Origin of the sequence: Streptomyces sp. R11, from assembly GCF_041051905.1 — a bacterium.
GTDB lineage: Bacteria > Actinomycetota > Actinomycetes > Streptomycetales > Streptomycetaceae > Streptomyces.
This window is the reverse complement of the sequence record NZ_CP163432.1, coordinates 856423-883126: the sequence shown is the minus strand read 5'-3', so window position 1 is coordinate 883126 and position 26704 is coordinate 856423. Positions and strand designations below refer to the sequence as shown.

General features: G+C 70.8%; 24 protein-coding genes. 22 read left to right on the top strand and 2 right to left on the bottom strand.

Annotated elements, in window-relative coordinates; all coding sequences use genetic code 11:
* Nucleotides 1-47 precede the first annotated feature (47 nt).
* Entirely contained in the window at nucleotides 48-1253 is a 1206-nt protein-coding gene (locus AB5J55_RS04070) for an NlpC/P60 family protein (protein ID WP_369276083.1), read from the top strand.
* 360 nt (nucleotides 1254-1613) lie between these two features.
* Here the strand turns inward: AB5J55_RS04070 and AB5J55_RS04065 are convergent, their stop codons facing one another.
* The gene (locus AB5J55_RS04065) at nucleotides 1614-2042 is read right to left on the bottom strand and encodes a VOC family protein (protein ID WP_369269325.1); all 429 of its coding nucleotides are present in this window, start codon (nucleotides 2040-2042) and stop codon (nucleotides 1614-1616) included.
* Between the two features lie 216 nt (nucleotides 2043-2258).
* Here AB5J55_RS04065 and AB5J55_RS04060 point away from each other — a divergent pair, with 216 nt between their 5' ends.
* From AB5J55_RS04060 to AB5J55_RS04010, 11 genes are all read left to right on the top strand, one after another.
* Nucleotides 2259-3125, top strand: a complete 867-nt coding sequence (locus AB5J55_RS04060) for a GNAT family N-acetyltransferase (protein ID WP_369269324.1) — start codon at nucleotides 2259-2261, stop codon at nucleotides 3123-3125.
* Nucleotides 3126-3223: 98 nt separating this feature from the next.
* Nucleotides 3224-3616: a VOC family protein gene (locus AB5J55_RS04055; RefSeq protein WP_369269323.1), complete on the top strand. Its 393-nt coding sequence runs from the start codon at nucleotides 3224-3226 to the stop codon at nucleotides 3614-3616.
* A 422-nt stretch (nucleotides 3617-4038) separates the two neighbouring features.
* On the top strand, nucleotides 4039-4218 hold the full coding sequence (locus AB5J55_RS04050) for an MbtH family protein (RefSeq protein ID WP_369276082.1): 180 nt from the start codon (nucleotides 4039-4041) through the stop codon (nucleotides 4216-4218).
* A 114-nt stretch (nucleotides 4219-4332) separates the two neighbouring features.
* A complete protein-coding gene (locus tag AB5J55_RS04045) occupies nucleotides 4333-7209 on the top strand; it encodes a LuxR C-terminal-related transcriptional regulator (RefSeq protein ID WP_369269322.1) in 2877 nt (958 codons plus the stop codon).
* Nucleotides 7210-7443: 234 nt separating this feature from the next.
* Complete coding sequence (locus AB5J55_RS04040) at nucleotides 7444-8187, top strand: 2OG-Fe dioxygenase family protein (protein WP_369269321.1); 744 nt, start codon at nucleotides 7444-7446, stop codon at nucleotides 8185-8187.
* Nucleotides 8184-9356 (top strand): M20/M25/M40 family metallo-hydrolase, encoded by a 1173-nt coding sequence (locus AB5J55_RS04035; RefSeq protein ID WP_369269320.1) that lies wholly within the window; start codon nucleotides 8184-8186, stop codon nucleotides 9354-9356. The genes AB5J55_RS04040 and AB5J55_RS04035 overlap by 4 nt, the downstream gene beginning before the upstream one ends.
* On the top strand, nucleotides 9283-10164 hold the full coding sequence (locus tag AB5J55_RS04030; protein WP_369269319.1) for a RimK family alpha-L-glutamate ligase: 882 nt from the start codon (nucleotides 9283-9285) through the stop codon (nucleotides 10162-10164). Before AB5J55_RS04035 ends, AB5J55_RS04030 begins: the two co-directional genes overlap by 74 nt.
* Entirely contained in the window at nucleotides 10161-10496 is a 336-nt protein-coding gene (locus AB5J55_RS04025; protein WP_369269318.1) for a hypothetical protein, read from the top strand. Before AB5J55_RS04030 ends, AB5J55_RS04025 begins: the two co-directional genes overlap by 4 nt.
* Nucleotides 10493-11800 (top strand): DegT/DnrJ/EryC1/StrS family aminotransferase, encoded by a 1308-nt coding sequence (locus AB5J55_RS04020; RefSeq protein ID WP_369269317.1) that lies wholly within the window; start codon nucleotides 10493-10495, stop codon nucleotides 11798-11800. Before AB5J55_RS04025 ends, AB5J55_RS04020 begins: the two co-directional genes overlap by 4 nt.
* The gene (locus AB5J55_RS04015) at nucleotides 11797-12648 is read left to right on the top strand and encodes a transketolase (RefSeq protein WP_369269316.1); all 852 of its coding nucleotides are present in this window, start codon (nucleotides 11797-11799) and stop codon (nucleotides 12646-12648) included. Before AB5J55_RS04020 ends, AB5J55_RS04015 begins: the two co-directional genes overlap by 4 nt.
* Nucleotides 12645-13637, top strand: a complete 993-nt coding sequence (locus AB5J55_RS04010) for a transketolase family protein (RefSeq protein ID WP_369269315.1) — start codon at nucleotides 12645-12647, stop codon at nucleotides 13635-13637. The genes AB5J55_RS04015 and AB5J55_RS04010 overlap by 4 nt, the downstream gene beginning before the upstream one ends.
* Before the next feature lie 5 nt (nucleotides 13638-13642).
* Here AB5J55_RS04010 and AB5J55_RS04005 read toward each other — a convergent pair whose 3' ends face one another.
* The gene (locus tag AB5J55_RS04005; RefSeq protein WP_369269314.1) at nucleotides 13643-14479 is read right to left on the bottom strand and encodes a GNAT family N-acetyltransferase; all 837 of its coding nucleotides are present in this window, start codon (nucleotides 14477-14479) and stop codon (nucleotides 13643-13645) included.
* Nucleotides 14480-14506: 27 nt separating this feature from the next.
* Here AB5J55_RS04005 and AB5J55_RS04000 point away from each other — a divergent pair, with 27 nt between their 5' ends.
* From AB5J55_RS04000 to AB5J55_RS03955, 10 genes are read left to right on the top strand one after another with little or no spacing between them, the layout of a single operon-like run.
* A complete protein-coding gene (locus tag AB5J55_RS04000) occupies nucleotides 14507-15061 on the top strand; it encodes a hypothetical protein (protein ID WP_369269313.1) in 555 nt (184 codons plus the stop codon).
* Nucleotides 15051-16106 carry a BtrH N-terminal domain-containing protein gene (locus AB5J55_RS03995; RefSeq protein WP_369269312.1) on the top strand — a complete coding sequence of 352 codons (1056 nt, stop codon included), beginning with the start codon at nucleotides 15051-15053 and terminating at the stop codon, nucleotides 16104-16106. The genes AB5J55_RS04000 and AB5J55_RS03995 overlap by 11 nt, the downstream gene beginning before the upstream one ends.
* A 27-nt stretch (nucleotides 16107-16133) precedes the next feature.
* On the top strand, nucleotides 16134-16301 hold the full coding sequence (lysW, locus tag AB5J55_RS03990) for a lysine biosynthesis protein LysW (protein ID WP_369269311.1): 168 nt from the start codon (nucleotides 16134-16136) through the stop codon (nucleotides 16299-16301).
* Complete coding sequence (gene argC, locus AB5J55_RS03985) at nucleotides 16298-17320, top strand: N-acetyl-gamma-glutamyl-phosphate reductase (RefSeq protein WP_369269310.1); 1023 nt, start codon at nucleotides 16298-16300, stop codon at nucleotides 17318-17320. The genes lysW and argC overlap by 4 nt, the downstream gene beginning before the upstream one ends.
* A 9-nt stretch (nucleotides 17321-17329) precedes the next feature.
* The gene (locus tag AB5J55_RS03980) at nucleotides 17330-18169 is read left to right on the top strand and encodes a [LysW]-aminoadipate kinase (RefSeq protein ID WP_369269309.1); all 840 of its coding nucleotides are present in this window, start codon (nucleotides 17330-17332) and stop codon (nucleotides 18167-18169) included.
* Between the two features lies 1 nt (nucleotide 18170).
* Nucleotides 18171-21446 carry an amino acid adenylation domain-containing protein gene (locus AB5J55_RS03975; RefSeq protein ID WP_369269308.1) on the top strand — a complete coding sequence of 1092 codons (3276 nt, stop codon included), beginning with the start codon at nucleotides 18171-18173 and terminating at the stop codon, nucleotides 21444-21446.
* Nucleotides 21443-22606, top strand: coding sequence for an acyl-CoA dehydrogenase family protein (locus AB5J55_RS03970; RefSeq protein WP_369269307.1), 1164 nt, complete (start codon nucleotides 21443-21445; stop codon nucleotides 22604-22606). The genes AB5J55_RS03975 and AB5J55_RS03970 overlap by 4 nt, the downstream gene beginning before the upstream one ends.
* Nucleotides 22603-23691, top strand: a complete 1089-nt coding sequence (locus tag AB5J55_RS03965) for an acyl-CoA dehydrogenase family protein (protein ID WP_369269306.1) — start codon at nucleotides 22603-22605, stop codon at nucleotides 23689-23691. The genes AB5J55_RS03970 and AB5J55_RS03965 overlap by 4 nt, the downstream gene beginning before the upstream one ends.
* Before the next feature lie 3 nt (nucleotides 23692-23694).
* Nucleotides 23695-25029 carry a M20/M25/M40 family metallo-hydrolase gene (locus AB5J55_RS03960; RefSeq protein ID WP_369269305.1) on the top strand — a complete coding sequence of 445 codons (1335 nt, stop codon included), beginning with the start codon at nucleotides 23695-23697 and terminating at the stop codon, nucleotides 25027-25029.
* Between the two features lie 45 nt (nucleotides 25030-25074).
* Nucleotides 25075-26697: a condensation domain-containing protein gene (locus tag AB5J55_RS03955; protein WP_369269304.1), complete on the top strand. Its 1623-nt coding sequence runs from the start codon at nucleotides 25075-25077 to the stop codon at nucleotides 26695-26697.
* Nucleotides 26698-26704: the final 7 nt, after the last annotated feature.

Here is a 26704-nt window from a genome sequence, read left to right as displayed (position 1 = left end):
TGTGGGGACGCCGGGTCCGGCTCCTGGTGGCCGCGCTTGTGACGGTGATGAGTCTCGGCCTGCCGGTCGTCTCGGCCGCTCCGGCGGCGGCCGCCCCGGGGTGCGCGCCGCTCCAGTCCGGTGCGAGCGCGGCGGCGCAGGCGGCCGTCGAGGTCGCGTGCCGGTACGTCGGTCAGCAGTACGCCTGGGGTGGCGGTCACGCACAGGGAGTGCCCGGCCCGAGTCAGGGCCAGGTCGACCGCACGGACCCCGCATCGTACGCGGACCCGGAGCTGTGGAGCTTCGACTGCATCGGCCTGGTGCGCTGGGCCTGGTACAAGGCGACCGGCCGGGACCTCATCACCGAGCGCACGACACAGGCGACCTTCGCGGCGCCGGGATACGCGCACACCAAGTTCCTGAAGTCGCAAGGCTCGGCCGTCCTGCGGCCCGGCGACATCATGTACTTCGGGCGTGAGGGCTTCGGCCCGACACACGTCGCGCTCTACCTCGGCAACGGCAAGATGGTCGAGGCACCTCAGTCGGGCTCGAACATCCAGGTCAACGACATCAGTGCCCGCTGGGATCGCTTCCAGGGCGCTTTCCGCCCGCACGCCGACGTCGCGCCGGCGGTCTGGTCCTGGGACGGCCGCGGCGGGTTCCACAAGACCTGGGGCCGGCCCAACCTGCGGCAGAACTCGAACACGGGCAGCGGCATCAACTTCACCAACGGCAACGGCATCTCCGTGAAGGTGCGGGTGCTGTGCCAGCGGGTGGGCGAGCGAGCCACGGTCGACGGCATGGTCAACAACGTCTGGTCGTTCCTGCCGGACTACCACAGCTGGATCAGCAACCTCTTCGTGCAGGGTCCGGCCGTGCTCAAGGATGTGCCGTCCTGCGGTGACTACCCGGAGATCGGCGGCACACTGGCCGGCGCGGAGAACAACACGTCCTGCGGCGACGGTACGGAGCCCAACTCCGCGGGTGCCTGGACGGCCAAGTCGACCACTGTCTTCGGCCGCACCGTGGAGCTGCGCTACAGCAGCACCACCCAGTGCGCCTGGGGTCGCATCATCGGCGGCACGGTCGGCGACGAGATCTGGGTCGACCGCAGCGCCGACGGGGGCGAGACCTGGGACTCGATGCTCGGCTTCACCACCATCACCTCGGGCAACGACGCGTACACCACTCAGTGGAACGACGCCGGCCTCGTCATGCGAGCCTGCGGCACCAACGGCCCGGGCGGCGCCATCGAATGCACCGGCTGGTTCTGACCCACCGACGCCGGTCCGGCCGGTTCCGGGAGCGCCCCCGGTGCCCGTTCCACCCCTGGAGCCGACCGGACTTCAGCGTTGCTCGGTGCCCACCCGGCAAGCCAACGCCCCTGCTCCAGATCTCTCCGTGTGCCCCAGAAGGGCAGGGAGATCCGCAGGGCCGGCGGCAGCGCGCCCGGCTTGCGGATCAGCAATTCCCCACCCCGCGCCGCCGGTCCGGCCGCGCAGCGCCCGCAGCACCAGGGACCGTGGATCACCACGCGCTCCCCGGTCCGCGGTCCGGTGGCGTCCGGACCGCGCGCTGCAGCGCAAGGCTCGCCCCCGAGCAAGACGGCTCCGCTTTGCCGTCCCGGAGGCTGTTCAGTCGAGGCAGAACTCGTTGCCCTCGACGTCCTGCATGACGATGCACGAGTCGTTGCCGTCATACAGGAGTCGCACGCGTACCGCGCCGAGCGGGATCAGGCGTGCGCACTCGGCCTCGAGCGCGGCGAGGCGCTCTTCGCCCACGAGCCCGGTGCCGACCCTCACGCAAAGATGCACCCGATTCTTGACGACCTTGCTTTCGGGAACGCGCTGAAAGAACAGTCGCGGACCGACACCTGAGGGATCACTGCAGGCGAACCATGAACCCTGATCCTGCGGAGACTGGGAGCGGTTGAAATCGTCCCAGGTGGCGAACTCCTTTGGCGGTGGCGGTACGACGTACCCCAGCACCTCGCACCAAAAGCGAGCGACGCGCTCAGGTTCTGCGCAGTCGAAGGTGACCTGGAACTGCTTGATCGACGACATCGGCGCAGCCTAGCAAGGAGACCTCCGCCGTTCCGGACCGTACGGCGGGCCCCGGCACCGGGGTTGGCCGCGCAAGGGTGCGACGGCCAAGGGAAAGGATGGGCGGCGTCGCCCGCCCGGCCGGCGCGGCGGGCCCGGCACACGCACCACCCGGTGGACTTCGCCGGGGAAGTTCCCGACTGTCGGAGCGGTATCGCGTACTGGCATGTTCGGCTGGTGACCAGAGAACTTCCCGAGGACCTGACCGTCCGCCCCGCCCGTGCCGAGGACTACACGCAGGTGCTCTCCGCGCTCGATGCCTGGCGCGGGCCGGACGACGCACGGTGTGAGGTGCCGCTGTCGAGGCTTCTCTTCGAGGACTTCCTGGCCACCTGCTTTGCGGCCGAGAACGCGGGCGGTGAACTCGCGGGGTTCCTGATCGGCTGTCTCTCGCAGAGCGACCGGCGCACGGCGTACGTCCACCAGGTCGCTGTGGCTCCCCGAGTGCGGCGGCGGGGCGTGGCGACGGTGCTGTACGACACGTTCTTCGCTGCCGTACGGGCGCAGGGCCGCCGTGTGGTCCGGTCCGACGCGGCTGTCGGCGCCGGCAACGCGATGCTCCATGAACGGCTCGGATTCGTGTCGGCGCCGGACACACCAGCCGTCGAACTCGACCTCGCCACGCGCCCGCAGCACCGCATCCAACCGTCGGACGGCACATCGAGTGGCGGCGTCGCGCTCCGCCTGAGGATCCTCGAGCCGGTCTTCGCGCTGGAACTCCGCGCCGATCGCGGGGAGCCGTGGGACCGCACATGGCATGCCATGGTGCGGGCGCCGGAGGGACTCACTGTGATCAAGGAGGCGGACTCGAGCACTCCGGAGGGCGACCGCTGGATCGGCCTGTACGACGCCGATGCCGGTCACGGCCTGGACGTACCGGGGCTCCTTGCCGCAGTCGTGAGTCCCCTCGCCGGTGCGGCCGTGCCGGTCTTCGTGGCCTCCACCTACCATGCGGACCTGGTGCTGGTGCCGAGGTCACTCCGGCGCGAGGCATGTGCGGCCCTGCGGGGGGCGGGGCACGAGGTCCTCGGCCTCGCACCCTGACCGCCGTTTTCCCCCGAACTCCGCCAACCGCCTGCGACATCACGTCGATTCGGCACACCCGGTGGCGTCCGTCCCATCACTCGGAGAGGATCACCCGCATGGTTGCAACAGTGACGAACATGACGGTGGACTGTGCAAACGCATACCAACTGGCCCGGTTCTGGAGCGAGGTGACCGGGCATCCACTCGATCCCGAGGACGAACCGGGCGACGACGAGACGGAGATCATGCTGCCGGGCGGTCTGGCCCTGCACTTCAACGAGGTACCCGAGCCGAAGGCGGGCAAGAACCGGCTCCATCTGTGCCTGCGTCCCGAGACCTCGCGGGACGCGGAGGTGGAGCGGCTGCTGGCCCTGGGCGCCGCCCTGGTCGCCGACCACCGGAAGCCCAACGGCTGGGGATGGGTCGTACTCGCCGACCCGGAGGGCAACGAGTTCTGCATCCTCCTGGCTGAATCCGAACGGGCCGCGCTGCCCCCAATGTCCTCGTAGTCCTCGTTATGGTGACCCTGGGCACAGCAGAGGCCAATGCCGCGAAAATGGCCTGAACTGGCTGTTCCGCGCTTGATGTTGACAACAAGTGCTCCCCTATCTCAGGATCTAAGACGGCGTCACCGGCGGGGCCTGACCAGCTCTTGGGGAACGTCGCGCGAGGTGACTGGGTGGTGTACCCCTGGGTTCCTGTTCCGCTCGGTCCTATTTCGCGTCGAATATGCGTGGCTGAACAGCGACGCATTTCTCCCGAGAAAGTAATGGCACATCCTTTGGGATGTCCTTACTGTGGCCCCCATGTGCTGACCTGAACGCGATGTGCGCACAGGTGAAACCACTTGCCTGCTGCCGAACTGTCGCGTTGCACGGATCGATCAATTGCCAAACGGGGAGATGTCGTGACAGAGGCAGGCAACGAGATCATGTACACCGTGGTGGTCAACGACGAGGAGCAGTACTCCATCTGGCCTGTGGGCCGTGACCTGCCGGACGGCTGGCGGGAGGTCGGCGTCACGGGCACGAAGCAGGAGTGCCTGACCCACGTCGAAGAGGTGTGGACCGACATGCGCCCGCTGAGTTTGCGCATCGCGATGGCCGAGTAAGGAAGCGGCACGCATCTCGCGCCGCCGTTTCCGTCCAGGGGAACGGCCCTTCGGGATGGAGCCGCGGTCCCGTAGCGGGCCGCGGCTCAAGCCCTGTGTTTCGTGATTCCAAAGATGACCGCCGTCTCCCGTCCGAGGGAGGCCGATGCCGCCCACTGCTTCCCGAACCCGTGGCCGGTTATTCGTGTGCGGTTCAACAACCTCATGGCCAGAAGAGGGAAAACCGAACCAATCATTGGTAACGGGGGATCAGTTTTGTCCGGCACATTGAACGGCACATGTTTCACCGGGCGGCAGGAAGAGTTGACCACTCTTGCGAAAGCCCTCCACAATCGGCGGGGCCGGCCCGGGCTCATCAAGATTCCGGGGGAAGCAGGCGTGGGAAAGACCCGGCTGCTGACGGAGTTCCTGGACATCGCGGCGGAGATTCCGGACGTCACCGTGGCGGCCAGCACCGCCGCCGAGCGCCAGCACGGCCCATTCGACGGACTCGGCTCGCTCCCGCCGCTGCACGACCTCGCGGGGCCCGGTGGGCTGGTGCTGTTGGTCGACGACCTGCACGATGCGACGCACCAGATCAACGTTGCCCTGGAGCAGCTGCTCCGTCATCCGCCACGCACGGATCTCCTCGTCGTGCTGGCGTACCGGCCCCGGGGAATCGCCAACCGGCTGCTCGCCGCGCTCGGCGCCGCGCAGTCGCAATGGCACATCGAGGAACTCCGTCTCACCGGACTCAGCAGCGAAGCGGTCGGGGAGCTCTTCCCGGAAGGCCTGTGCGGCCGCCATCAAATGACGCTGCATCAGGAGAGCGGCGGCAATCCGCGCTATCTGCAACTCCTGATGTCGCTCTGCCAGGGACCCGGCTGCCGTGGCGAGTCCTTGCTCAGGACCGACGCGCAGATCCCCGTCGAGGTCGCCGCCCCGATGCTGATGGACGTCGATCGGCTCTCCGCCACGGCCCGCCTCGTGGCGCAGTCGGCGGCGGTCGTGGGCGACGCCTTCGAACTCGAAGTGGCCTCCGCGGTCGCGGAACTGGACCACCCGACCGTACTGGTCGCCCTCGACGAACTACTGGCAAGGGACCTGATCCAGGCGGCGTCGGTGCCCGGCCGATTCGGCTTCCGGCACTCCGTCGTCCGCGGCGTCGTCTACCGCACCGCGCCGGACGGCTGGCGGCTCGGTGCGCACGCTCGGGCCATCGACGCGCTGCACAGCCGCAACCAGCCGGCCGTCCGCATCGCCGAGCATGTCGAACGGGTGGGCGGCGAAGGGCCGGAGCGCGGTGCGGCACTGATCGCCGCGGCCCGTGCCATCGAGCTGAGTGACCCGGACACCGCCGCTGCCTGGTACCGCACGGCGTTGCGGCTGACCGGCGATGGATCCGAGCACCGTGAGCGACGACGCGAACTGCTCACCGCGCTGGCCCGCGGCGCCGTGCTGACCGGACGCCTCAGCGACGGCTGGGAGGCGCTGAGCCGGCGCGACGCGCTGGTCGAGGGCAAGGCGGACGCCGGCCCCGACGCAGCCATGGCGATCGAGTGCCGCGCCGTCCTCGCCCGGTACGCCGGCCGGTACACCGAGGCGCGCGCCATGCTGCACCGGGCACTGAACCGCAGCGACGCCACGATCGGCTCCACGCGGCTGCGGCTGGCCCTGGCGGCCACCACCGTCTGGGACACGGGATGGGACTGGTCCGAAGACGCTCTGCTCGGAGCGGTCGGCAGCGGCGACCAGATGTTGCAGTCGCTCGCACTCGCCATCCACGCCGCGGCTGCCCTCGCCAAGGGTGCTTCCGCGGTCTCGCGGCGCAGTGCCAGCGAGGCGGCGCAGCTGATCGAGCAGCAGACCGACGACCAGTTGGCGCACGGACTCGACGCGGTGTGGCACCTCGGCTTCGTCGAACTGCATCTCGAACGCCGCGCACAGGCCGCCCGGCGCTTCAGCCGTGGCCTCGCCCTCAGCAAGGCCTACGGCCAGTGGCAGTCGACGATCCCGCTGCTCGTCGGACTGGGCTCCGTCCACCTGCGGCAACGGCACCTCGAGAGTGCCCGGAGCCTTGCCGAGCAGGCGATCCGGCTGGCGCAGAGCCCCGGCTGCGAGGACCTGCTCGCCATGGCACTGACCCTGCGGGCCCGGACGGCACTTGCGGAGGGGGCCGTTCTGAACTCCCTCGCCGACAGCCGGGCCGCCTGCGAAGCGGTGACCCCGGACAGCCCCACATGGCGTCAAGCCCGGCTGGCGCAGGCTGCCGCCCGGCTCGCGAACGACGACCCGGCGGGTTGCCTCGCAGCCGTCCTGGACGCCGGGGGCGGCCCGACGCTGCCCGAACTCCCGATGTGGGACCACCCGCGCGCCCACGACCTGATGGGCCGCTCGGAACTCGCTCTGGGCCGCAGGGCCGAAGCGCGCACCTGGGTGGACCGTCACCAGGCAGCGGCTGAGAAGCTGGGCCTTCCTGGAGGGGCAGGTCCGGTCGCGATGGCGCGGGCCCGGGTGGCCGACGACCCGGCCGAGGTCCTGGCCCACGCCTTGGAGGCCATCGACGCGGGAACGGCGCATGAGCAGGTACTGGAAGCCGGCACGGGGCACTTGCTGGCGTCCCAGGCTCTGCTGGCCCTCGGTGCCCCCGCCGGGGCCGAGAAGCATCTCGACGCCGCGGAGGCAGCGGTCGCCGGCTGCGCAGCGCTCGACCTCGCGCCCCGGGTGCGGGAACTGCGCGCCGAGTTGCACGCCGCCGCCGTGGCGACGGCGGAGCCCCCGGCGGAGCAGTACATGCTCAGCCAGCGGGAGTTCGAGATCGCACGGCTGGTCAGCCAGGGCCGGACGAACCGGCAGATCGCCCGTCAGCTCGACGTCAGTCACAAGACCGTGGAGACGCACCTGGGCAGGATCTTCACCAAGCTCAACGTCTCGTCGCGCGCCGAGATCGCGAGCATGGTCGGCCGTTCCTCGGTGATCGCGCGCCCTCGACGGACGGCTGCCGCCCGCTGAAAGACCCCGTGGCGGATGCCGGCACCCTGCGTCGGCATCCGCCACGGTCATGCCCGTACCCAGGGATTTTGCGGTATCCGCCCACGACTCCTCCTCCTGCCCCGGGTGACAGTCAGGGTAATGACCGACAGGTCCCGCAGCCCCGGTGATGCCAGGGTGGTCGAAGACTCTGGTGGCCGTCACGACCCGCAACGGGCTCGGCATCACAACAGGTTTCGAACCACGGAGGGACGTATGGGGGCCTTCGGCACGGCCGCGAGCGACTTCATGGAGGAGCGGATGAAGGGGCTCGCGGAGGAAACGGTCCAGGAAGGCTTCGTGATACTGCAGGGCGCCCAGTTGCGCCCGCTGCTGCCGGAGAGCGAGTTCACCGCGTTCGCCCGGTTCTGGTCCGACCTTCCGCTCGACACGACCCTGCACGACGGCGGACGGTACCGCCACCGCCGATACGGCCGGCTGCGTGTCGAGATCGGTGACGACGGAGCCGAGTTCGAGGTCCTGCCGCACAAGACCTTCCGGCAGGACGGGATCCCGCTCTGGAAGGGCACGGACCGGGAGTTCGCACCCGCCGGGGAAGAGGCGCTGCTGCACCCGGCGATGACAGCCCTGGTGGGCTTCGACACCGACCTGGCGCGCAGCATCACGGGGCGTCGCAGCTGGGAAGTGGGAATCCACCTGATCCGTATGGTGGCCCACGCCGGGGAACAGGGCCTGCCGACACCCGAGGGACGGCACCGGGACGGACACTGCTACATCGGCATGCACTTGGTCCGCCGCGAGGGTTGTGTGGGCGGCGAGTCGACGGTGTACCCGGACAGCGGTGAGGCGGTACGGCTCACCCTGACCGAGCCCATGGACTCGATCTTCGTCGACGACCGGCTCGTCACCCATGAGGTCTCGCCGACCGTTGCGGTGGGCGAGACGGGAATCCGGGACATGCTGCTCGTCGACATCAACCCCCTCGGCAGCGACGCATGACACGGCCGGCCGGCGCGGACGAGATCGAGCTGCTGCGCTCGATGGTGGCCGTCCCGTCGTTCTCGGGCCAGGAGTGCGAGTTGGCCGGTCTGCTCACCGAGCGGATGGCTGCGGTCGGCTTCGACACACACGTCGACGCGGTCGGCAACGTGCACGGTGAGGTCGGCGATCCGAGCGGCCCCGAGGTCCTGATGCTCGGCCACATCGACACGGTCCCGGGCACGCTGCCGGTGCGACTGGACGGGGACGTGCTCAGCGGCCGCGGCTCGGTCGACGCCAAGGGCTCGCTGGCCACCATGATCTGTGCCGCGGCCCGGCTGGCGGACCGAATCCAGGGACGCCTGGTCGTGATCGGCGCGGTCGGGGAGGAGGCCACCTCGCACGGCGCCCGGCACCTCCTGCACCGCAGTGCCCCCGACGCCCTCATCATCGGCGAACCCAGCGGGGTGCACTCCATCGGGATCGGCTACAAGGGCGTCTTCCGGTTCCGGATGGAGTTCACCCAGCCGCCGGCCCACACCAGCTCCGACCAACCGACCGCGGCCGAGGCGGCGTTCGCCTTCTGGCAGACCCTGCGTACGGAACTCGCCCCGGAGCACCAGGACGCGCCGCTGTTCGACCGTGCCCTGCCCACCATCGTGGGGATGACCGCGGACCTGGAACGGGCCCGGCTCGAAATCTCCTGCCGTACCCCGCTCGGCTTCGATGCTTCCGCCCTGACGTCCTGGCTCGGGGCGGTGCCCGGCAGCCGGGTCACCGTGATCGAGGAGGTGCCGGCCGTGCGGGCCTCCCGCACGAATCCCGTGGTGCGGGCCCTGGGCGCGGCACTGTCGAGCAGGGGCGCACGCCCTGTGCCCAAGCTCAAGCTCGGCACCTCGGACTGGAACGTGGTCGCGCAGTACTGGCCGGTGCCGACGGCCGCCTACGGGCCCGGCAACTCCCGGCTCTGTCACAGCGACGACGAACACATCGAGATACCCGAGTACCTGGCTGCCATCGATGTGCTGACCGATGCGTTGCCACGGCTCGTCGATTCGCTGCGCTCTGCTCCGGGTCACCATGACGCCGCGCAGACGGGAAAGGGAGCGTCAGACAGTGACCGCAGAACCCAAGAAGCTGGCCGTCCTCACCTCGAGAGTGCGACTGGAGGAGCGGCTGCTTCTCGCTGAGCTGCGCAAGCGGGACATCGACTTCGACCAGATCGACGCACGGAAGTTCTTCGTGCGGCTGGACAACGGGGAGCCGCTGCGCCTGCCGTACGGAGGAGCGCTGAGCAGGGAGATCTCCCACACCAGGAACCTCTACGCCTGCCGGCTCCTGGAGCACGCCGGAGTCCCGGTCGTCAACAGCTCGCAGATCATAGGTCTGTGCGGTGACAAGCTGCTCACCACGCTGGCGCTGCGCGAAGGTGGGCTGCCCACGATCCGAGCCCTGGCGGGACTGACACCGGAATCCGTGCTCGACGAGCTGGACGACTTCGGATACCCGGCGGTGGTCAAGCCGCTCACCGGGTCCTGGGGGAGGCTGGCCGCACGGATGCACGACCACGAACAGGCCGAGGCGCTCCTGGAGCACCGGGCCGCGCTGTCCGGGCCGCAGCACCAGATCACCTTCGTCCAGCAGTACGTCGACAAGCCCGACCGGGACATCAAGGCCTACGTGTTCGGCGGCGACGTCGTCGGTGCGATCTACAAGGTGCGCCACGACCACTGGCGCACCAACACCGCGCGCGGCGGCCGGGCCGAGGTCTGTCCCCTCACCGACGACCTGGTCAAGGTGCTGCAGGACACGGCCAACGCGATCGGCGAGGGCGTCCTGGGCGTGGATGTGATCGAGGACCGCGACGGCCGCCTCTTCGTCAACGAGGTCAACCACACGCCGGAGTTCCACGGGGCCATCGAGGTCCTCGACGTCGACCTGGTGGGCGCCTACGTCGACTACGTCATGGGCCAGCTGAAGCTGTGGGGCTCTCGGTGAACCGGCTCGTTCCGGTCCCCCTCCAGGGGCCGTTGCCCTGCGCCGGGCAACTCGTCGAGGTGCCCGAGGCACGCTACGACTGGCTGCGCATCGACATGAGCCCGCTGACGCAGGCCGTCACCGACGGAACGGCATGGCTGCACTACGACCGCGGCGTCGACCCCGAGCACTTCGTGCTGCCGCAGGCCGGGCCCGCCCGGGTCTGGCTGCCGGTACCCCGCAGGCAGGCACTTCGGGCCGTACGGCTCCCGGTCGAACCGGCCCTCACCGTCCGCACGATGGCCGCGGTCGTCTCGCGGCACAGCACCGAGAAGGGGGAGGCCAGGGCATGACCGATGCAGTCAAGCTGGCCATGTTCGGCGGCAGCCGCGTGGTCGGCAAGCAGGACGTGACCAAGGAACTGGTCGGCTGGCCCGTGGTGACGGACCGGGAACACGAGGCGCTGCGCGGCGTCCTGGACCGGGGCCTGTTCACCTCCAACGACGCCGGGCGCGGTGAGGTCAGCGCACTCCAGGAGGAGTGGGCGCGATACGTCGGCACCACGCACTGTGCCGCGGTCGCCAACGGCACCGCAGCACTCGAACTCGCCCTGGCGGCACTGGACATCGAGCCGGGTTCGGAAGTCCTGGTGCCCGCCCTGACGTTCATCGGCAGCGCGGTGCCGGTCCTGCAGCGTCGCCTCGTACCGGTGTTCGTCGACATCGACCCGGTCACGTACACCATGGACCCGATCGCGGCGGAGAAGGCGGTGACCGGCCGGACCAGGGCCGTCATCGCCGTGCACCTGCACGGACTGCCGTGTGACATGGCCGCGCTGCGCGCGCTGGCCGAGCGGCACGGCCTGCATCTGGTCGAGGACGCGGCCCAGTCCCAGGGAGCCGTCTACCGCGGGCGGCGGACCGGCTCGATCGGCGACATCAACGCCGTGAGCCTGAACGTGGTGAAGAACCTGCCGACCTGCGGCGAGGGCGGCCTGGTGACCACCGACGACGAGGAACTGCACGAACGGGTGGTGCTGTACCGGCAGTTCGGCGAGGACCTGCGGCCCGGCAAGGATCGCGACTACATCTCGCGCCTGCCGGCCGGCAACGAGAAGCTGAGCGCGGTGCAGGCCGCCTTCACCCGGTGCCAACTGACCCGCCTGGACGCCGACTCGGCCGCCCGGGACCGGGTGGTGCGGCGTTTTCTCGGCAGACTGGGCGAGCTGCCGGGAGTGACGGTGCCGACCTGCCCGGAGGACCGCACGCACGCCTGGCACATCCTGCGGCTGCGCTTCGACCCGGTCGCCGCGGGCTACCCCGAACTGCCGCCCGGCGCGTTCCGGGCCACGGTGCAGCGGGCGCTGCGTGCCGAGGGGGTGCCGGTGCAGCCCTATCAGGTGGTGCCACTGCCGGGGCAGCCCGCCTTCCGTGACCTGGGGGTGCCGATCACCGCCTACGAGGTCAGCCTGGCCGTGATCGACGACTCGGTCACCCTGCAGCGCTGGCATCTGAACCCGCGCTGCGAGCCGGTGCTCGATCTCGTCGTGCGCGCATTCGAGAAAGTGTGGGACCGACTGGACCAACTGGCACCCGCGGCGGCCGCGATGGACCACCGGCCGCCGTGGCACCGGGTGATGAGCGGAGCGGAGCGGTGAGCGCCGAAACGCCGGGGACCGCCGTCGTCGCCGACCGGGCGCTGGCCGACCGGGCCTACCGGGTGCGGGAGCACGTGCTCCGCATGGGCGCATCAGAGCACGGTGCCCACATCGGCGGCAGCCTCTCCTGTACCGACGTACTCGTGCACCTGTACACGGAGGTGCTGCGGCTGCGGCCGGACGAGCCCGACTGGCCCGGCCGGGACCGGTTCGTGCTCAGCAAGGGACACGCCGCGCCCGCCCTGTACGCCGTGCTCGCCGAGATCGGCGTCATCGAGCCCGAGGAGCTGGAGACGTACACCCGGCAGGGCAGCCGCCTGGCGGGTCATCCCCTGGGCAGGCTGCCGGGGGTGGAGTTCCCCACCGGGTCGCTCGGGCACGGGCTGTCGCTCGGTGCCGGTGTCGCGCTCGCGATGCGCCGGCTCGGGCGCGACAGCCGCTCCTTCGTGCTGCTGGGCGACGGTGAACTGCAGGAAGGTTCCGTGTGGGAGGCGGCGATGCTGGCCGCCCAGTACCGGCTCGACAATCTGGTCGCGGTGGTGGACCGCAACGGTCTGCAGATCACCGGGGACACCGAGGACTGCGTCGCGCTGGAGCCGCTGGCCGAGCGCTGGCGCAGCTTCGGCTGGCACGCCGTCGAGGTGGACGGACACGACCACGCCGCGTTGCGCGCGGTGTTCCGGGACCTGCCCGCGGTGACGGACCGTCCGACCGTGGTCGTCGCCCGCACCGTCAAGGGGCGCGGTGTCGCTCTGTTCGAAGGAAAGAAGAAGAGCCACTCCGTCCAGCTCACACCGAGGCTGTACCAGCGGGCGAAGGCGGGTCTGAGGGCAGGCAGGCAGTCATGAGCGAAGTGATCACCGACGTCCCCACGGAGGCTCCGTCGGAGTGGGCCCGGCACCATGCCGTGCCCACCCGCGAGGCCTACCGCCGCACCCTGCTCGACATGGCACGCCTCGATCCGCGGATCTTCTGCGTCGACTCCGACATGGGAGGTCTGGAGGACGGCTTCGGGCAGGAACTGCCCGACCAGTACGTCAATGTGGGCATCGCCGAGGCGAACCTCATGGGTGTGTCCGCGGGACTGGCCCACTCCGGGCTGCTGCCGTACGCCAACACCATCTCCAGCTTCGCCGCGAGCAGGGCGGCCGAGCAGGTGAAGATCGACGTGGCCGGCAACAACCTGCCGGTCCGCATCGTCGTGACGCATGCCGGGGTGTCCGCCGGACACTACGGCCCCACGCATCACGCCCTTGAGGACATCGCGCTGATACGGCCACTGCCCCACATGACCCTCGTCGTTCCGTGCGACGCGGCCGAGACCGAGGCCGCAGTACGGGCCACGGCCGATCTGCCGGGCCCGCTGTTCCTCCGGCTCGGCCGGGCCCGCACCCCCATGGTCAACACGGAGCCGTACGAGTTCAGGCTGGGCGAGGCACGGCTACTGCGGGAGGGCGAGGACGTCACCCTGGTCGCCACCGGTCCGTACCCCGTGGTGATGGCCCTGGAAGCCGCTGACCTGCTGGCCCGACAAGGGCGCAGTGCCCGGGTGTTGAACATGCACACGATCAAGCCGCTCGATGTGGCGGCGCTGGGGCGCGCGGCCCGGGAGACCGGGGGACTGGTCACCGTGGAGGACCACGTGCGGATCGGCGGGCTGGGGGCCGCGGTGTGCGAGGCCGTCGCGGAGGACCATCCGTGCCCCGTGCGTCGCATCGGAGTGCCGGACGCCTACCTCGACTTCGTCGCCGGCGAGCGGAGCCTGCTGGAGCACGTGGGAGTGAGCCCGGAGCGGATCGCGGAGGCAGCCTGCGACATCGTCGGGCGACGGGGGTGACCCGGTCATCGCCCGACCGCGGCCTGGTGGCGCGCGATAGGACTGCGCCACCAGGCCAGCAGTTCGGGGTGTGCCTGCCGCGGTGTGCGGAAGGCGGCGACCTGAGAGGCCGGCCGGTCGAAGAACACCTCGCCGTTCCCTGTCGGCCTGCCCTCCCGTACCAGGGTGTCGTGTACGAGGGGAAGTTGGGCGGCATCGGCGGACGGCCAGAAGTCGGCTCCGAGCGAACTGACCGTCCCGGCGGCCGGTACTTCGTCGCCGGACAGCAGCCGGGGACGGCAGACGGTCCCGCCGGGCGCCGTCCGCCAGTCGAGCAGCAGGCCGGGGCCGGCCGGAGCGGCGTCGTGCGCTACCGGCGTCGGCACCGCACGCGGATCGCGCTCCATCCGTACCTCGGACAGGGGTTTGTCGCCGGCGGGGAAGTGCCGCACGGTGCGGTAGCCGACGCGGGCGTAGAACGCCGGGTTGCCCCGCTCCACGACGGCGTCGAGTGCCACCCGGGACACACCGCGCGCCAGCGCCTCCGCCTCCAGCTGCCGCAGCAGCCTGCGTGCCGCCCCGGTACCGCGGCAGGACGGGGAGACGGCCAGCCGCCGCACCTCCCAGACCTGGGGGGAGCTGCGTACGGCCCGCACGGTGCCCACCACCCGCCCCGAGAGCTCGGCCACCCAGAGCAGTTGTCCGGCGGCGACGTCGTCCAGGAGTTCGCCGGTGGGGACCCGGGCCCCGTCGGCGGTCGGCAGACCGGGCACGAGATCGCCCGCGGAATAGGCGGCCCTGATGACCCGGGACACCGATTCGGCCAGTTTTCCCGGAACGGAACTTATGAGGTTCACGTGCATCCCCAAATGATAAGCACCGTCATAGATGTGTCGGCTGTCTGTGACAATCTCGGTATCGGAAAGTCCGGCGCCGGCGACGATTACGGCTTCAATATCTGGCGCAACACGTTCCCTGCCGAGGACCTTCCCTCTCCGGGATCCTCGGTGACGGTCGCCGGAGTGGAATTCGAGTTCCCGCCGCGAGCGACCGGCAAAGGCGACAACATCCGCTGCCGTGGGCAGCTGATCAGCCTGCCGCCGGGCCACTACGACTGGTTCTACCTCCTCGGCGCCGCCGAACGGCGCACCGAGGACGAGGTGGAGCTGCACTACGCCGACGGTGCGACCCGCACCGCATGGCTGCGGATGTCGGACTTCTGGCCCGAGACGGAGGCCTGGTTCGGCGAACCGGAGGCATTCCGCGCGAAGGGCCTGCGCTACCCCCGGCACACCCAGCACGGGCACAGGCCCGTCATCTGGCAGCAGCGCGTCCCGGTGACCGTGCCGGGGGAACTGGTCGCACTGCGCCTGCCGGACAACCCCGCCATGCATGTGTTCGCCCTCACCGCGGTGACGGACACGGAGGTGCGCCGTGCGGGTTGAACTGGACCAGGTCCGCCACTGGCGGCACGAACTCGGCCACTGCCTGCACACCGCCGCCGGGGTGCTGATCGCCCAGCGCGGAATGGACCCCGTGCTCGTCCTCGGTGCCGCCTGGGGGTTCCACTACCCGGGCGATCTGCGGCGGGAGGAGTACTACCTGCCCGGGTTCGCCGACTCGCTGTTCAGCGGTCTGGCGCCCTACCACGGGATCCGCTCGCGCTGGCACACTCCGGCGGACGCCGCGCAGGGCTGGCAGGAGGTACGCGCCGAGCTGATCGCGGGCCGCGCCGTCGCCGTGGCCGCGGACAACTACCACCTGCCGTTCCGGCCCGCGTACCGGGACGTACACACCAACCACCTGCTGGTGGTCCACGGCTTCGACGACGAACGGGCCGAGGTCCTGGTGGCCGACCCGGTGCCGCCGGCCTTCCAGGGGACGATCCCGCTGGACGCCCTCACCGCCGCCCGCGACTCCGGGAATCCGGCGCGACACGACCGCGACATGTTCTTCACCGCCAATCCGATCGGCAACCGCTGGCTGCAGGTGGACTTCCCGCCCTCGCCCCCGGAGTTCGACCCCGCCTTCGTCCGCCGGGTGATCACCGGGAACCTGCGCGGCCTCACCGCACCGGACGATCCGCGGACCTCGGGGCTGGCCGGTCTGGGCGACTTCCTCACCGGCGCCTGGGAGCGGCTGCCGGACACCGGGGAGGTGGTGGACGAGGTGTTCATCGTGGCCGGACCCGTCCTCGCGGTGACCGGCCTGCACGCCTCCTTCCTGGAGCTGTCCGGACGGCGCTTCGGCGACAGTCGTCTGCTGGAGCTCTCCCGGCTCGTCGACGCGGTCGCGCACCACTGGTCGGCGCTGCGGATCGCGGTCGCCACCGCACGCTCCGACCGGGCCGGCGCCGTGGCCGGCCTGCGGCGCCGCTCGATCCGGCTCGTCGCCGCTCACGAACACGCACTGGAAGCCATGGCGGACTACCTGTCAGGGGTTTCCCCTACTGTCCCCGAGCCCGCGATTTCGACAGCCTCTAGGTGTTGAATGCGTTCCCATGGGTGGAGGAAATAAATGATCGTGGCCTGCCCTGAATGTGTCTCGGACGTGGAAGTCAAGGAAAAGCCCGAGCTCAACGAAATCATCGAATGCGGTGATTGTGCGGGTGAACTCGAAGTCATTTCCCTCGACCCGCTGCTGGTCGCCGTGGCGCCGGAGGTCGAGGAGGACTGGGGCGAGTGATCAGCGTCGGGGTCGTCGGCGGCGCCGGCTATATCGGAGGAGAACTGCTCCGTATCCTCTCCGGCCACCCGGAGGTGGACATCACCGCGGTCACCTCGGCCCGGCTGGTCGGCCGAAGGGTGGACGGAAGTCACCCGAACCTGCGGGGCCGCGTCGATCTCGCGTATGTAGCTCCGGAGCGACTGCCCGAGTGCGACGTGCTGTTCCTCACCGGCTCGATGGGCACCGACACGGACCAGCGCCACGCGCTGGTGGCCCGGGCCAAGCACGTCTACGACCTCAGCCCCGACCTGCGCCTCACCGACCACGACCGGTACCGGGAGTTCTACGGCGAGCATCCCGCCCCGGAACTCCTCGGCACGGCGACCCGAGGGCTGCCGGAAGCCGACCGTGCGGCGCTGCGCACCGCCGACTCCGTCAGTGTGCCCGGCTGCATGGCCACCGCCGCCATCCTGGCCCTGCGGCCGCTGGCCGTCGCCGGACTGCTGGCGCCACACGTCACGGTGGACGGCAGGGTCGGCTCCAGCGGATCGGGCGCCTCGGCCGGTGAGATGAATCTGCACGCCGAACGCAGCGGCGTGCTGCGGGTGTTCGCCCCGCTGAACCATCGCCACCAGGCCGAGATCGCGCAGGCGACGGGCCTGGAAGTGCGGATGACGGCCACCGGCGTGGACGCCGTGCGCGGCGTCCAGGTGCTCTGCCGGGCCACCGCGAGCCGTGACCTCACCGAGGCGGACATACGGGCCGCCTATCGGGCTGCCTACGCGGCGGAGCCGTTCGTCCGTGTCGTCACCTACCGGCGCGGCAACTACCGGCTGCCGGAGCCGAAGATCCTGATCGGCTCCAACCACTGCGACGTCGGCTTCGCGCTCGACCCCGCCGACGGCCAACTGCTCCTGGTCGGCGCACTCGACAACCTGGTCAAGGGCGGGGCCGGGAACGCCGTTCAGTGCCTGAACATCCGGATGGGCTGGAACGAGTCGCTCGGGCTCGACTTCCCCGGCCTGCACCCGGCTTGAGGTGGTTCGATGACTGACGAGATCACGGTGGTCAAGTGCGGCGGCGGGCTCTCCCACGCACAGGACGACATCTGCCGCGACCTGGCGCGCCTCCCGGTCGGCCGCACCGTCCTGGTGCACGGCGGGGCCGTCGAACTCGACCGGCTCGCCGACCGGCTAGGCGTGCCGCAGCGCCGACTGACCACGCCGAGCGGCTCGTCCAGCCGGTACACGGACCCCGCCACCCTCGAGGTGCTGCTGATGGCGCTGGTGGGCAAGATCAAGCCCGCGCTGGTGGCTGCGCTGGCCCGGCACGGGGCCCGGCCGGTCGGACTGACCGGGATGGACGCGCGGTTGGTGACCGCCAAGCGCACCGCCGCCCACCGGGCCGTCCTGGACGGGCGCACCGTCGTCGTCCGTGACGACCACAGCGGCCGCATCCGGGACGTCGACCCCACCGTGCTGGTCACCCTGCTGGAGGCGGGCTGTCTGCCCGTCGTCTCCCCGCCTGCGCTCGGCGCCGAGGGGGCGGTCAACGTGGACGCGGACCGGCTGGCGGCGGCGATCGCCGGTGCGCTGGCCGACACACGTCCCGTACGGCTCGTGCTGCTGACCACCGCGCCGGGGGTACTGCGCGATCCCGCCGACGAGAGTTCCCTGGTACCGGAGATCGAGCTCTCGGACGACCCGGTGACCGAGGCGGCGGTGCACGGCGGCATGACCGCGAAGCTGCAAGCCGCCCGCGCGGCGCTGGACGCCGGGGTGGGCACGGTGGTGATTGCCGACGGCCGCGTCCCCGACCCGGTGAGCGCCGCGCTCGACGGCGCCGGCACCAGGGTCAGGTTCACCGCAACGCTCGGGAGTCTGTGACATGTCCAATCCAGCGAACAACGGCGGGAAGAGCCTCGCGGACACCCGCAGGAGCCTGCTGGCCTTGCGCGCACGCCAGCGCGCAGGCGTGCGGGGCACCGGCGAGCGGGTGGTCCCGGTCGCCCGCGACCGGGAGCTGCCGCTGTCGTTCACCCAGCAACGGCTGTGGTTCCTCGACCAGCTGGATCCCGGCAAGGCCGTCTACAACGCCCCGATCGTCCTGTCGCTCCGTGCCGACCTCGACGAGCAGGCGCTGAGCAGGGCGCTGAACGCCCTGGTCGACCGGCACGAGATCCTGCGCACCCGCTACCCCCTGCGCGACGGCGTGCCCTACCAGGACATCGCGGAGCCGCGAGGTGCCGTGCCGTTTCCCGTGACTGACCTGAAGGGCGCCGGCGACGAAGAGGTCAGGGCTTTCCTGCTCGGCCTGGTCCAGGAGCCGTTCGACCTCGAGAAGGGCCCGGTCCTGCGCGCTCACCTGGTGCGCACCGCGGCGCGTGAGTACGTACTCGTCCTGGCCCTGCACCACATCGCCAGCGATGGATGGTCCCTGCCCATCCTGGTCGGCGAGTTGTTCCATCTCTACGAGGCGGAGCACACCGGGACGCCGGCGCAGTTGCCCGAACTGGCCGTGCAGTACGCCGACTACGCCGTCTGGCAGCGCGGCCGGGTCACCGGAGCCGTCCTGGACGAACACCTGACGTACTGGAAGGGCCGGCTCACCGACCTGCCGACCCTCGACCTGCCTACGGACCGGCCCCGCCCACCCGTCCCCTCCGGCGCCGGTGCCACCACGGACCGGCTGCTGCCGCCGGAGCTGGGCACCGCCCTGAACCAGCTCGCCCGGTCCGAACGGGTCACGCTGCTCACCGTGGTGCTGTCCGCCTTCATGGCCCTGTGCGACCGCTACACCGGCCAGGACGACATCGTCCTCGGCTCGGTGTTCTCGGGCCGCGAGCGCCCCGAGATCGAGTCGCTGGTCGGCTTCTTCGCCAACACGGTCGTGCTGCGCTGCTCCACGGCCGGCGACCCGACGTTCCGCGAACTCCTCGCCCGCGCCAACGAGACCGTCCTCGGCGCTCACTTCCATCAGGAGCTGCCGTTCGGCCGACTGGTCGACGAGCTGCGCCCCGAGCGCGATCCGAGCCGCAACCCGCTGTTCCAGACGTCCTTCACGCTCCAGCACGCGGGCGTGGAGTCGGCCCGGATCGGGGACGTCGAGGTCGCCGCGTATCCCGCGGACGGCGACACCGCTCGTTTCGATCTCGCGGTACAGCTCACCGAAGTGCCGGAGGGCCTGCGGCTGTGGGCGGAGTACTCCACCGATCTCTACGACGCGGACCGGGTGGAGCGGCTCTTCGGGCACTACGAACGGATCCTGTCGGCGGTGGCCGCCGACCCGGACCTCCCCCTCAGCCGGCTGCCCATGCTCACCGAGCCGGAGTACGAGCGGCTGACCGAGACGAGCTGCAACCCCGCGCCCGTACCGGACGGATGCCTGCACGAACTGTTCGAGTCGGTGGTGGACCGGGCACCCGACGCCGTGGCCACATCCTTCGCCGGCCGCCGTCGCACCTACCGGGAACTGGAGCAGGACGCCAACCGGATGGCATGGTCCCTGCGCCAGGCCGGCACGGGCCCGGAGAGCGTGGTCGCCGTCCTGCTGGACCGGGGGCCCGAGCTGCCCGCCGCCTTCCTCGGCATCCAGAAGGCGGGCGGCGCCTATCTGCCTCTCGACCCCGACCACCCGGCCGTCCGCTGGGAGAGCGTCCTGACCGAGGCACGTTGCACCACGGTGGTGACCACCCGCGACAAGGCCGCCCTGCTCCCGGCCGGTGTCACAGCCGTCTGCGTGGACGACCCCGCCCTCGACGAGCAGCCCACCGAACGGCCGCGCCTCGGCGTGCGACCGGACAACCTCGCCTACGTGATCTTCACGTCCGGTTCCACCGGGAAACCCAAGGGCGTCCAGGTCGAGCATCGGAGCATCGTCAACTTCACCCGGGCGAGCATCGACATGTTCGCCCTCCAAGTGGGCGACCGAGTGCTTCAGTTCGCCAACCCGGCCTACGACGTCAGCCTGTTCGACTTCTTCAGCTGCCTGTGCTCCGGAGCCCAACTCGTGCAGGCGCCCAAGGCGACCCTGCTCGACCCCGAGCGGCTGGCCGACCTGATGCGCACGGAGCGGGTCACGGTCACCGATCTGCCGCCGGCCGTCCTCGGACTGCTCGACGAGAGCACCTTCCCCGAACTGCGCGCCCTGTTCGTGGGACTCGAGGCGTTCCCGGGCGAGCTCGTGAACCGATGGAACATCCCGGGGCGAGAGTTCCACAACGGGTACGGCCCGACCGAGGCCACCGTCGCCTGCATCGACTACCTCTGCCCGGACGGCACGTACACCAGCATGCCGCCGATCGGCACCCCGATGGCGAACTACCAGGCCCACGTCGTGGACCGGTACGGCAACCCGGTGCCGGACGGCGTCCCCGGCGAACTCCTCATCGGTGGCATCGGCGTGGCCCGCGGGTACGCCCACCAGCCCGGGCTCACCGCTGAGCGCTTCGTGCCCGACCCCTTCGGCGCCCCCGGAGCCAGGCTGTACCGCACCGGGGACCTCGTGGTCCGGCGGAGCGACGGCAACCTCGCGTTCCTGGGCCGGGTGGACAACCAGATCAAGATCCGCGGACTGCGCGTCGAACCCGGCGAGATCGAGCAGGCGGTGCAAGGCCATGACGCCGTCGACGAGGCCGTGGTGATCGTGTCGGGTTCCGGCGCCGACGCCCGGCTGGTGTGCTACATGACCGTCACCGCCGGCATGCAGGTCACTCCCGAGGAACTGCGCAGGCATCTGACCGGACTGCTGCCCGCCCACCTGGTCCCCGCGACCTTCGTGGAACTGCCCGAGCTGCCCCGGGCCGGCAGCGGGAAGCTGGACCGCAAGCGGCTGCCGGAACCCGGCGCGGGCGCCGTCCGCAGGGCCGTACCGCCCAGCACCCGGACCGAGCTGATGCTCGCCGAGATCTGGCGTGAACTGCTCGACGGGACGCTCGAGATCGACGTCCACGACAGCTTCTTCGCCGTCGGCGGCAACTCGCTCAAGGTGACCCAGCTGGCCTCCCGGATCCGCACCGCGTTCGGTGTGGAGGTGGAGCTGCGTCAGCTGTTCGTCCGCTCCACCATCGCCGAACTCGCCGAACTGGTGGAGACGAGCGAGCTGGACGAGGCGTCCGACGACGAACTGTCGGCGATCCTCGCGCATTTGGAGGAGACACAGTGACCAGCTCCGCACCTCCGGTCGCCCTCAGCCACGACGCCTTCCGGCAGGAGGTGCGACGGTTCCTCCGCGGCCCCGAGGCACAGCGCACCCTCGCGGCCGTCGCCGGGCACCGCCCCGACGAGGAGGCCGCCCGTCTCGACCTCTACCGGCTGCTCGGCGAACGCGGATGGCTCGCCCCGAACTGGCCGGTCGCCTACGGCGGCCTCGGCCTCGGCGCCCCGGAGGCGGCGGTCGTCACCGAGGAGATGACGCTCGCCGGAGTGCCCGACGACGTCCACGTCCTGAGCATCGACATCGTCGGCATGTTCCTGCTCAAGTCGGGCACCGAGGCGCAGAAGAGCCGGTACCTGCCCGCACTCGCCCGGGGTGAGCAGACCGCCAGTGTCCTGTTCACCGAACCCGAGGCAGGCTCCGACCTGTCCGCGCTGCGCACCCGGGCGGAGCGCGACGGAGAGGGCTGGCGGCTGTACGGCACCAAGGTCTTCAACATGAAGACCCAGTTCGCCGACTTCTCGCTGTGCGCTGCCCGCACCACCGACGGCGCGGTCGGCATGCACGGGATCACCCTGTTCCTGCTGCCGGTCCGGTCACCCGGCGTGCACATCGAACCGGTGCCGAGCATCCAGAACGACCGCTTCAACCTGGTGGTGATCGACGGAGTACGGCTCACCGCGGCGGACGTCGTCGGCACCGTCGACGAGGGCTGGTGGCAGCTCAACGAACTGCTCCAACTCGAGCGCACGGGCATCGACTTCCACGGCAAGGCGCGACGACTGCTCGACCTGATCATCCGGCGGGCCGCCGAGACCGGCCGGCTCGCCGATCCGGCCTACGCCCTGCAACTGGTCGAACTGGACGCAAAGTTGCGGGCCGCCCGTTCCCTGGCCTGGGAGATGGTCCACAACCTCGCCACCGGCCGAGCCGACCCGGTCGCCTCGGCGATGTCGAAGTGGTACGCGAGTGAGCAGTTCCGGCCCGTCCTGCGCGCCGGCATGGACCTCGAGGGCGCCGGCGGTGTCCTCTCCGCCTGGGACGGGGAAGCGCCCGCCCAGGGACTGCTGGAAGCGAACTACCGCCTCGGGCCCGCCCACCGCCTGGCATCGGGCACCTCCGAGATCATGCTCTATCTCATCGCGACCAATGGACTGGGTCTGCTGTGAACGTCGCCGAACTCTTCCACGAGGAACTCAATCCGGTCCTGCGTCGCCTCGGCGCCCGAGCCAAGGGCGCCGGGCCCGTACCGCCGGACGAGGAGGAGACCGAGGTCCGCCGGGGCGTGTGGTCCACCCTCGCCGAACTGGACGGCCTGCGCCCGGCGCTGCCGCCCCGGCTGGGGGGACCGGCCGACGCCATGGCGGGCCGGGTGCGGGCGGCCGAGCTGATGGGACCCGCGCTCTATCAGAGCCCCTACCTGGACACCATGATCGCGGCCGACCTGCTGGCAGCCGACGGCCGTCACGACAAGCTCCTCACCTCGATGGCGTCGGGGGAACGAACCTGCGCCCTCGCCGTCCGGGAACACGCCGCGGACGAACCGGGCATGCCCGCGCCCCTCGCGCTGGACCCGGCACGTGGCCTGGTCAGCGGCACCCGGCGCTTCGTCGCCTTCGCCGCCGAGGCCGACTTCCTGCTGGTGATCGGCGAGGACGGCCACGCGCTGATCCCGGCCGACGGACCCGGCGTGCGCCTGCACCGCCAGGACGACATCGGGCGCGGGGACCTCTACCGGGTCGCCCTCGACGGGGTGGCGGCGGTCACCGACGGTCTGATCACCGCGGGACCGCACTACTCTGCCGCCCTGGCCCGTGGCAGGCTCCAACAGGCCGCCTATCTCACCGGCCTGACACGCGCTGCGCTGGAACTCACGGTCGACAGGCTGCAACAGCGCTCGGCCTTCGACCGCCCGCTGGCCAAGCAGCAGGCCCCCGCCTTCCGGCTCGCGGCGCTGGCCGCCGAGGCCACCGCCGTGAGCAGCCTGGTGCACGCGGTGGCCCACGACGCCGACAGCGGCGCGGACATACGGCTGACCGGCGCGCAGGCCCTCTTCCTCGCCGCCGACCTGGCCCGCGAGGCCACGGCGGAGGCCGTACACCTGCACGGCGCCGCCGGACTCACCGAGGAGTACGACGTCTCGGTGTTCTACCGGTGCGCCGCCGTGGACTGCGTGCGGCTCGGCAGTCCGACCCAACTACGCCTGGAAGCAGCCCGGTTGCTGGCCGCGGCGTACGAACCGACCTCGGAGTGACCCATGAACTCGCTCACGAACCCGGTGCCGCTGCTCCAGGACCTGATCCGCATCGACACCACCAACCCGCCCGGCGACGAGATCGCCTGCGTCGAGTACCTGATCGACCGGTTCGCCCACCGCGACGACCTGGACATCAAAGTCCTGGGCCCGAGCCGGGACCGGGCGAATCTGATCGTACGTTTCCCCGGCCGTGGCGTGGCCCCGCCGCTGCTCCTGCACGGGCACTCCGACGTCGTGCCGGTCACCGGACAGGACTGGCGGCACCCGCCCTTCGAGGCAAGGCTGGTCGACGGTGAGGTGTGGGGCCGCGGTTCCGTCGACATGAAGGGCGGCCTGGCGATGATGGTGTCGTCGCTGGCCCGTCTGCACGAGGCGGGGCAGCGGCCGGCCGGAGATGTCGTCCTCGCGGTGGTCGCCGACGAGGAGCACGGCAGCATCGCCGGAGCCCGGTGGCTGACCCGCGAGCACCCCGAGCTGTTCTCCGGGATCCGGTACGCGGTGGGCGAGGAGGGCGGAGCGGGCATCGAACTCGGCGGGCAGCGCTTCCATCCGATCGTTGTCGCGGAGAAGCGCGCCTGCTGGTTCCGGGTGACGCTGCGGGGCCCCGGCGGCCACGCCTCGCGCCTGGCACCGCCGCAGACCCCCATGCGGCAGCTCGGACACCTGCTGACCGCCCTGAGCGGCGTGCGGCTGCCGCGCCACCTCGGTCCGGCCGCCCACCGCATGCTGACCGAGCTGGCCGGGCACCTGCCCGACCCCCTCGCCGGCCGGCTGCGCTCGCTCCGGGACGACGACAGTGACGCGCCCCCGGTCGGACTGCCGGAGGACCAGGCCCTGCAGATCGACTCGTTGCTGCGCAACACGGTGAACCCCACCGTCGTCCGGGCCGGCGACAAGATCAACGTGGTGCCGGGCGAGATCACCGTCGACCTGGACGGCCGTATCCTGCCCGGCGACCACACCAGGGATGAGTTCGTCTCCGAACTGCGGGCCCTCATCGGCCCCGAACCGCCCCTGGAGCTGCTGGTCGAAGGCTTCGCCGTGGACCAGAGCCGGATCCCGGAGCCCGAGTTCGGCGGCTTCTACGAGACGCTTGCCGACATCACCCGCAAGGCCGACGCTGACGCCGCGCCGCTGCCGATGATGTCGCCGGCCTCCACCGACGCCGGTTTCTTCGCCCAGTTGGGCATCCGCTGCTACGGCTGGCTGCCGATGAAGGTGCCGGCGGGCAGCCCGTACCGCACGCTGCTGCACCGCGCCGACGAGCGGATCCCCGTCGAGGCGCTGGAGTTCGGCACCCAGTGCATGACCGCGCTGCTGCGCGACTACCGGTAGCCGTAGCCGGCCACCGAGGTATTCCTTCACTCCGCGGGAGCCAAGATGACCGAAGACCTTTTCGTGCTGCCCGCCTCGTTCGGCCAGCAACGGCTGTGGCTGCTGGAACAGATCCAGCCGGACACCCCGCTGTACAACGAGGCGGTGGGACTGCGGCTGCGCGGCAGCCTCGACCCGGACGCCCTGGCCGCGGCGATGACCGAAGTGGTGGAGCGGCACGAGGTGCTGCGGACGGTGCTGGAGCTGGAGGGCGCCGAGGTCGTGCAGGTGGTGCGCGCGCCGGAGCCGGTGCGGCTCACGGTCGAGGACGTGGACGGCGGCCACGAGGCGGCGCTCGCGGAGGCGCGCCGCCTCGCCGAGATCCCCTTCGATCTGGGGCGGGGACCGCTCATCCGCTGTCGGCTGATGCGGGTGGCTCCCGAGGAGCACCTGTTCGCCGTGGTGGTGCACCACGCGGTGGCCGACGGCTGGTCGCTGGGCGTGCTGCTGAGCGAGCTCACGGCGCTCTACCCGCCCGCGGTCCGGGGCGAACGGCTGGATGTACTGCCCGAGTTGCAGGTGCAGTACGCGGACTTCGCGGCCTGGCAGAAGCAGCGCTGGGACGAGGGTGAGCTCGATGACCAACTGGCCTACTGGAAAGAGCAGTTGACCGAGTGTGAACCGCTCCGGCTGCCCGTGGACAGGCTTCCGGGCGGGACACCGGACTACGGGACGGTGCACGCGCCGCTGGCGCCGCCCGCTCTCATGATCCGTCAGCTCCGGGCGGTGGCGTCGGACGGGGACGTCACCCCCTTCATGGTGGTGCTCGCGGCCTACGCCACGGTGCTCGCCCGCTGGACCGGGCAGCGCGACGTCGTCGTCGGACTGCCCTTCGCCGGCCGCACCCAGACCGAACTGGAGTCGCTCGTCGGCTTCTTCGTGAACACCCTTCCCGTACGCCTCGACCTGTCGGGTGATCCCGACTTCCTCAGCCTGCTCCGGCAGGTACGGGAACGCTGCCTGGGCGCCTACCAGCGCCCCGACGTGCCCTTCGAGGTGCTGGTCGACACCCTGAAGCCGCAGCGGCGCCCGGGCCGCACCCCGTTGGCGCAGACCATGCTGGCCGTGAACAACACATGGCTGCCGCAGGCGTTGGAGGCCGCCGGACTGAGGATCGAACCGGTGCCACTGCTCCAGGAGCGCGCCCACTTCGAGGTGACCGTCGATCTCGATGGAGCCGACGACGCACTCAGTGGCTCAGTGGTGCTCCAGTCGGACCTGTTCACCCAGGAGACCGCGGACCTGTTGGCCCGGTCCGTCGTCACCGTGCTGCGAGGTGCGTCGGCGAACCCCGGAGCGGCGGTGTCGCAGCTGCCCTGCCCGCTGGCCGACCGCAGTCCGGCCGTCACGGCGGCCCCGGAGGCGGAGGAGGCGGCGCAACGGGAGCCGCTGCACCGCCAGGCGCTCGGCGGCCGGCCGACCACGCGGACCGAGGTGCTGCTCAGCCGGCTGTGGGCCGAGGTGCTCGACGTCGAAACGGTCGGCGTCGACGACGAGTTCTACGCCGCCGGCGGCAACTCCCTGCGGGCCGTCCGCGTGGTGATGCGCGCACGGGAACTCGGCGTCGAGCTGCCGGTGGAGAAGGTGCTGGGGGAGCACACCATCCGGGAGCTGGCGGCCGCGGTCTGAGCCGCCG

Excerpts from the sequence above, each read along its gene's own strand:
- AB5J55_RS03980 (WP_369269309.1), top strand. The coding sequence starts at position 17,330 with ATGACTGACGAGATCACGGTGGTCAAGTGCGGCGGCGGGCTCTCCCAC.
- AB5J55_RS04020 (WP_369269317.1), top strand. The coding sequence starts at position 10,493 with ATGACCGATGCAGTCAAGCTGGCCATGTTCGGCGGCAGCCGCGTGGTC.
- AB5J55_RS04005 (WP_369269314.1), bottom strand. The coding sequence starts at position 14,479 with ATGCACGTGAACCTCATAAGTTCCGTTCCGGGAAAACTGGCCGAATCG.
- AB5J55_RS04040 (WP_369269321.1), top strand. The coding sequence starts at position 7,444 with ATGGGGGCCTTCGGCACGGCCGCGAGCGACTTCATGGAGGAGCGGATG.
- AB5J55_RS04010 (WP_369269315.1), top strand. The coding sequence starts at position 12,645 with ATGAGCGAAGTGATCACCGACGTCCCCACGGAGGCTCCGTCGGAGTGG.
- AB5J55_RS04045 (WP_369269322.1), top strand. The coding sequence starts at position 4,333 with ATGACCGCCGTCTCCCGTCCGAGGGAGGCCGATGCCGCCCACTGCTTC.
- AB5J55_RS03955 (WP_369269304.1), top strand. The coding sequence starts at position 25,075 with ATGACCGAAGACCTTTTCGTGCTGCCCGCCTCGTTCGGCCAGCAACGG.
- AB5J55_RS04070 (WP_369276083.1), top strand. The coding sequence starts at position 48 with ATGAGTCTCGGCCTGCCGGTCGTCTCGGCCGCTCCGGCGGCGGCCGCC.
- AB5J55_RS04065 (WP_369269325.1), bottom strand. The coding sequence starts at position 2,042 with ATGTCGTCGATCAAGCAGTTCCAGGTCACCTTCGACTGCGCAGAACCT.
- AB5J55_RS03960 (WP_369269305.1), top strand. The coding sequence starts at position 23,695 with ATGAACTCGCTCACGAACCCGGTGCCGCTGCTCCAGGACCTGATCCGC.
- AB5J55_RS03975 (WP_369269308.1), top strand. The coding sequence starts at position 18,171 with ATGTCCAATCCAGCGAACAACGGCGGGAAGAGCCTCGCGGACACCCGC.
- AB5J55_RS04050 (WP_369276082.1), top strand. The coding sequence starts at position 4,039 with ATGTACACCGTGGTGGTCAACGACGAGGAGCAGTACTCCATCTGGCCT.
- AB5J55_RS04035 (WP_369269320.1), top strand. The coding sequence starts at position 8,184 with ATGACACGGCCGGCCGGCGCGGACGAGATCGAGCTGCTGCGCTCGATG.
- AB5J55_RS04055 (WP_369269323.1), top strand. The coding sequence starts at position 3,224 with ATGGTTGCAACAGTGACGAACATGACGGTGGACTGTGCAAACGCATAC.
- lysW (WP_369269311.1), top strand. The coding sequence starts at position 16,134 with ATGATCGTGGCCTGCCCTGAATGTGTCTCGGACGTGGAAGTCAAGGAA.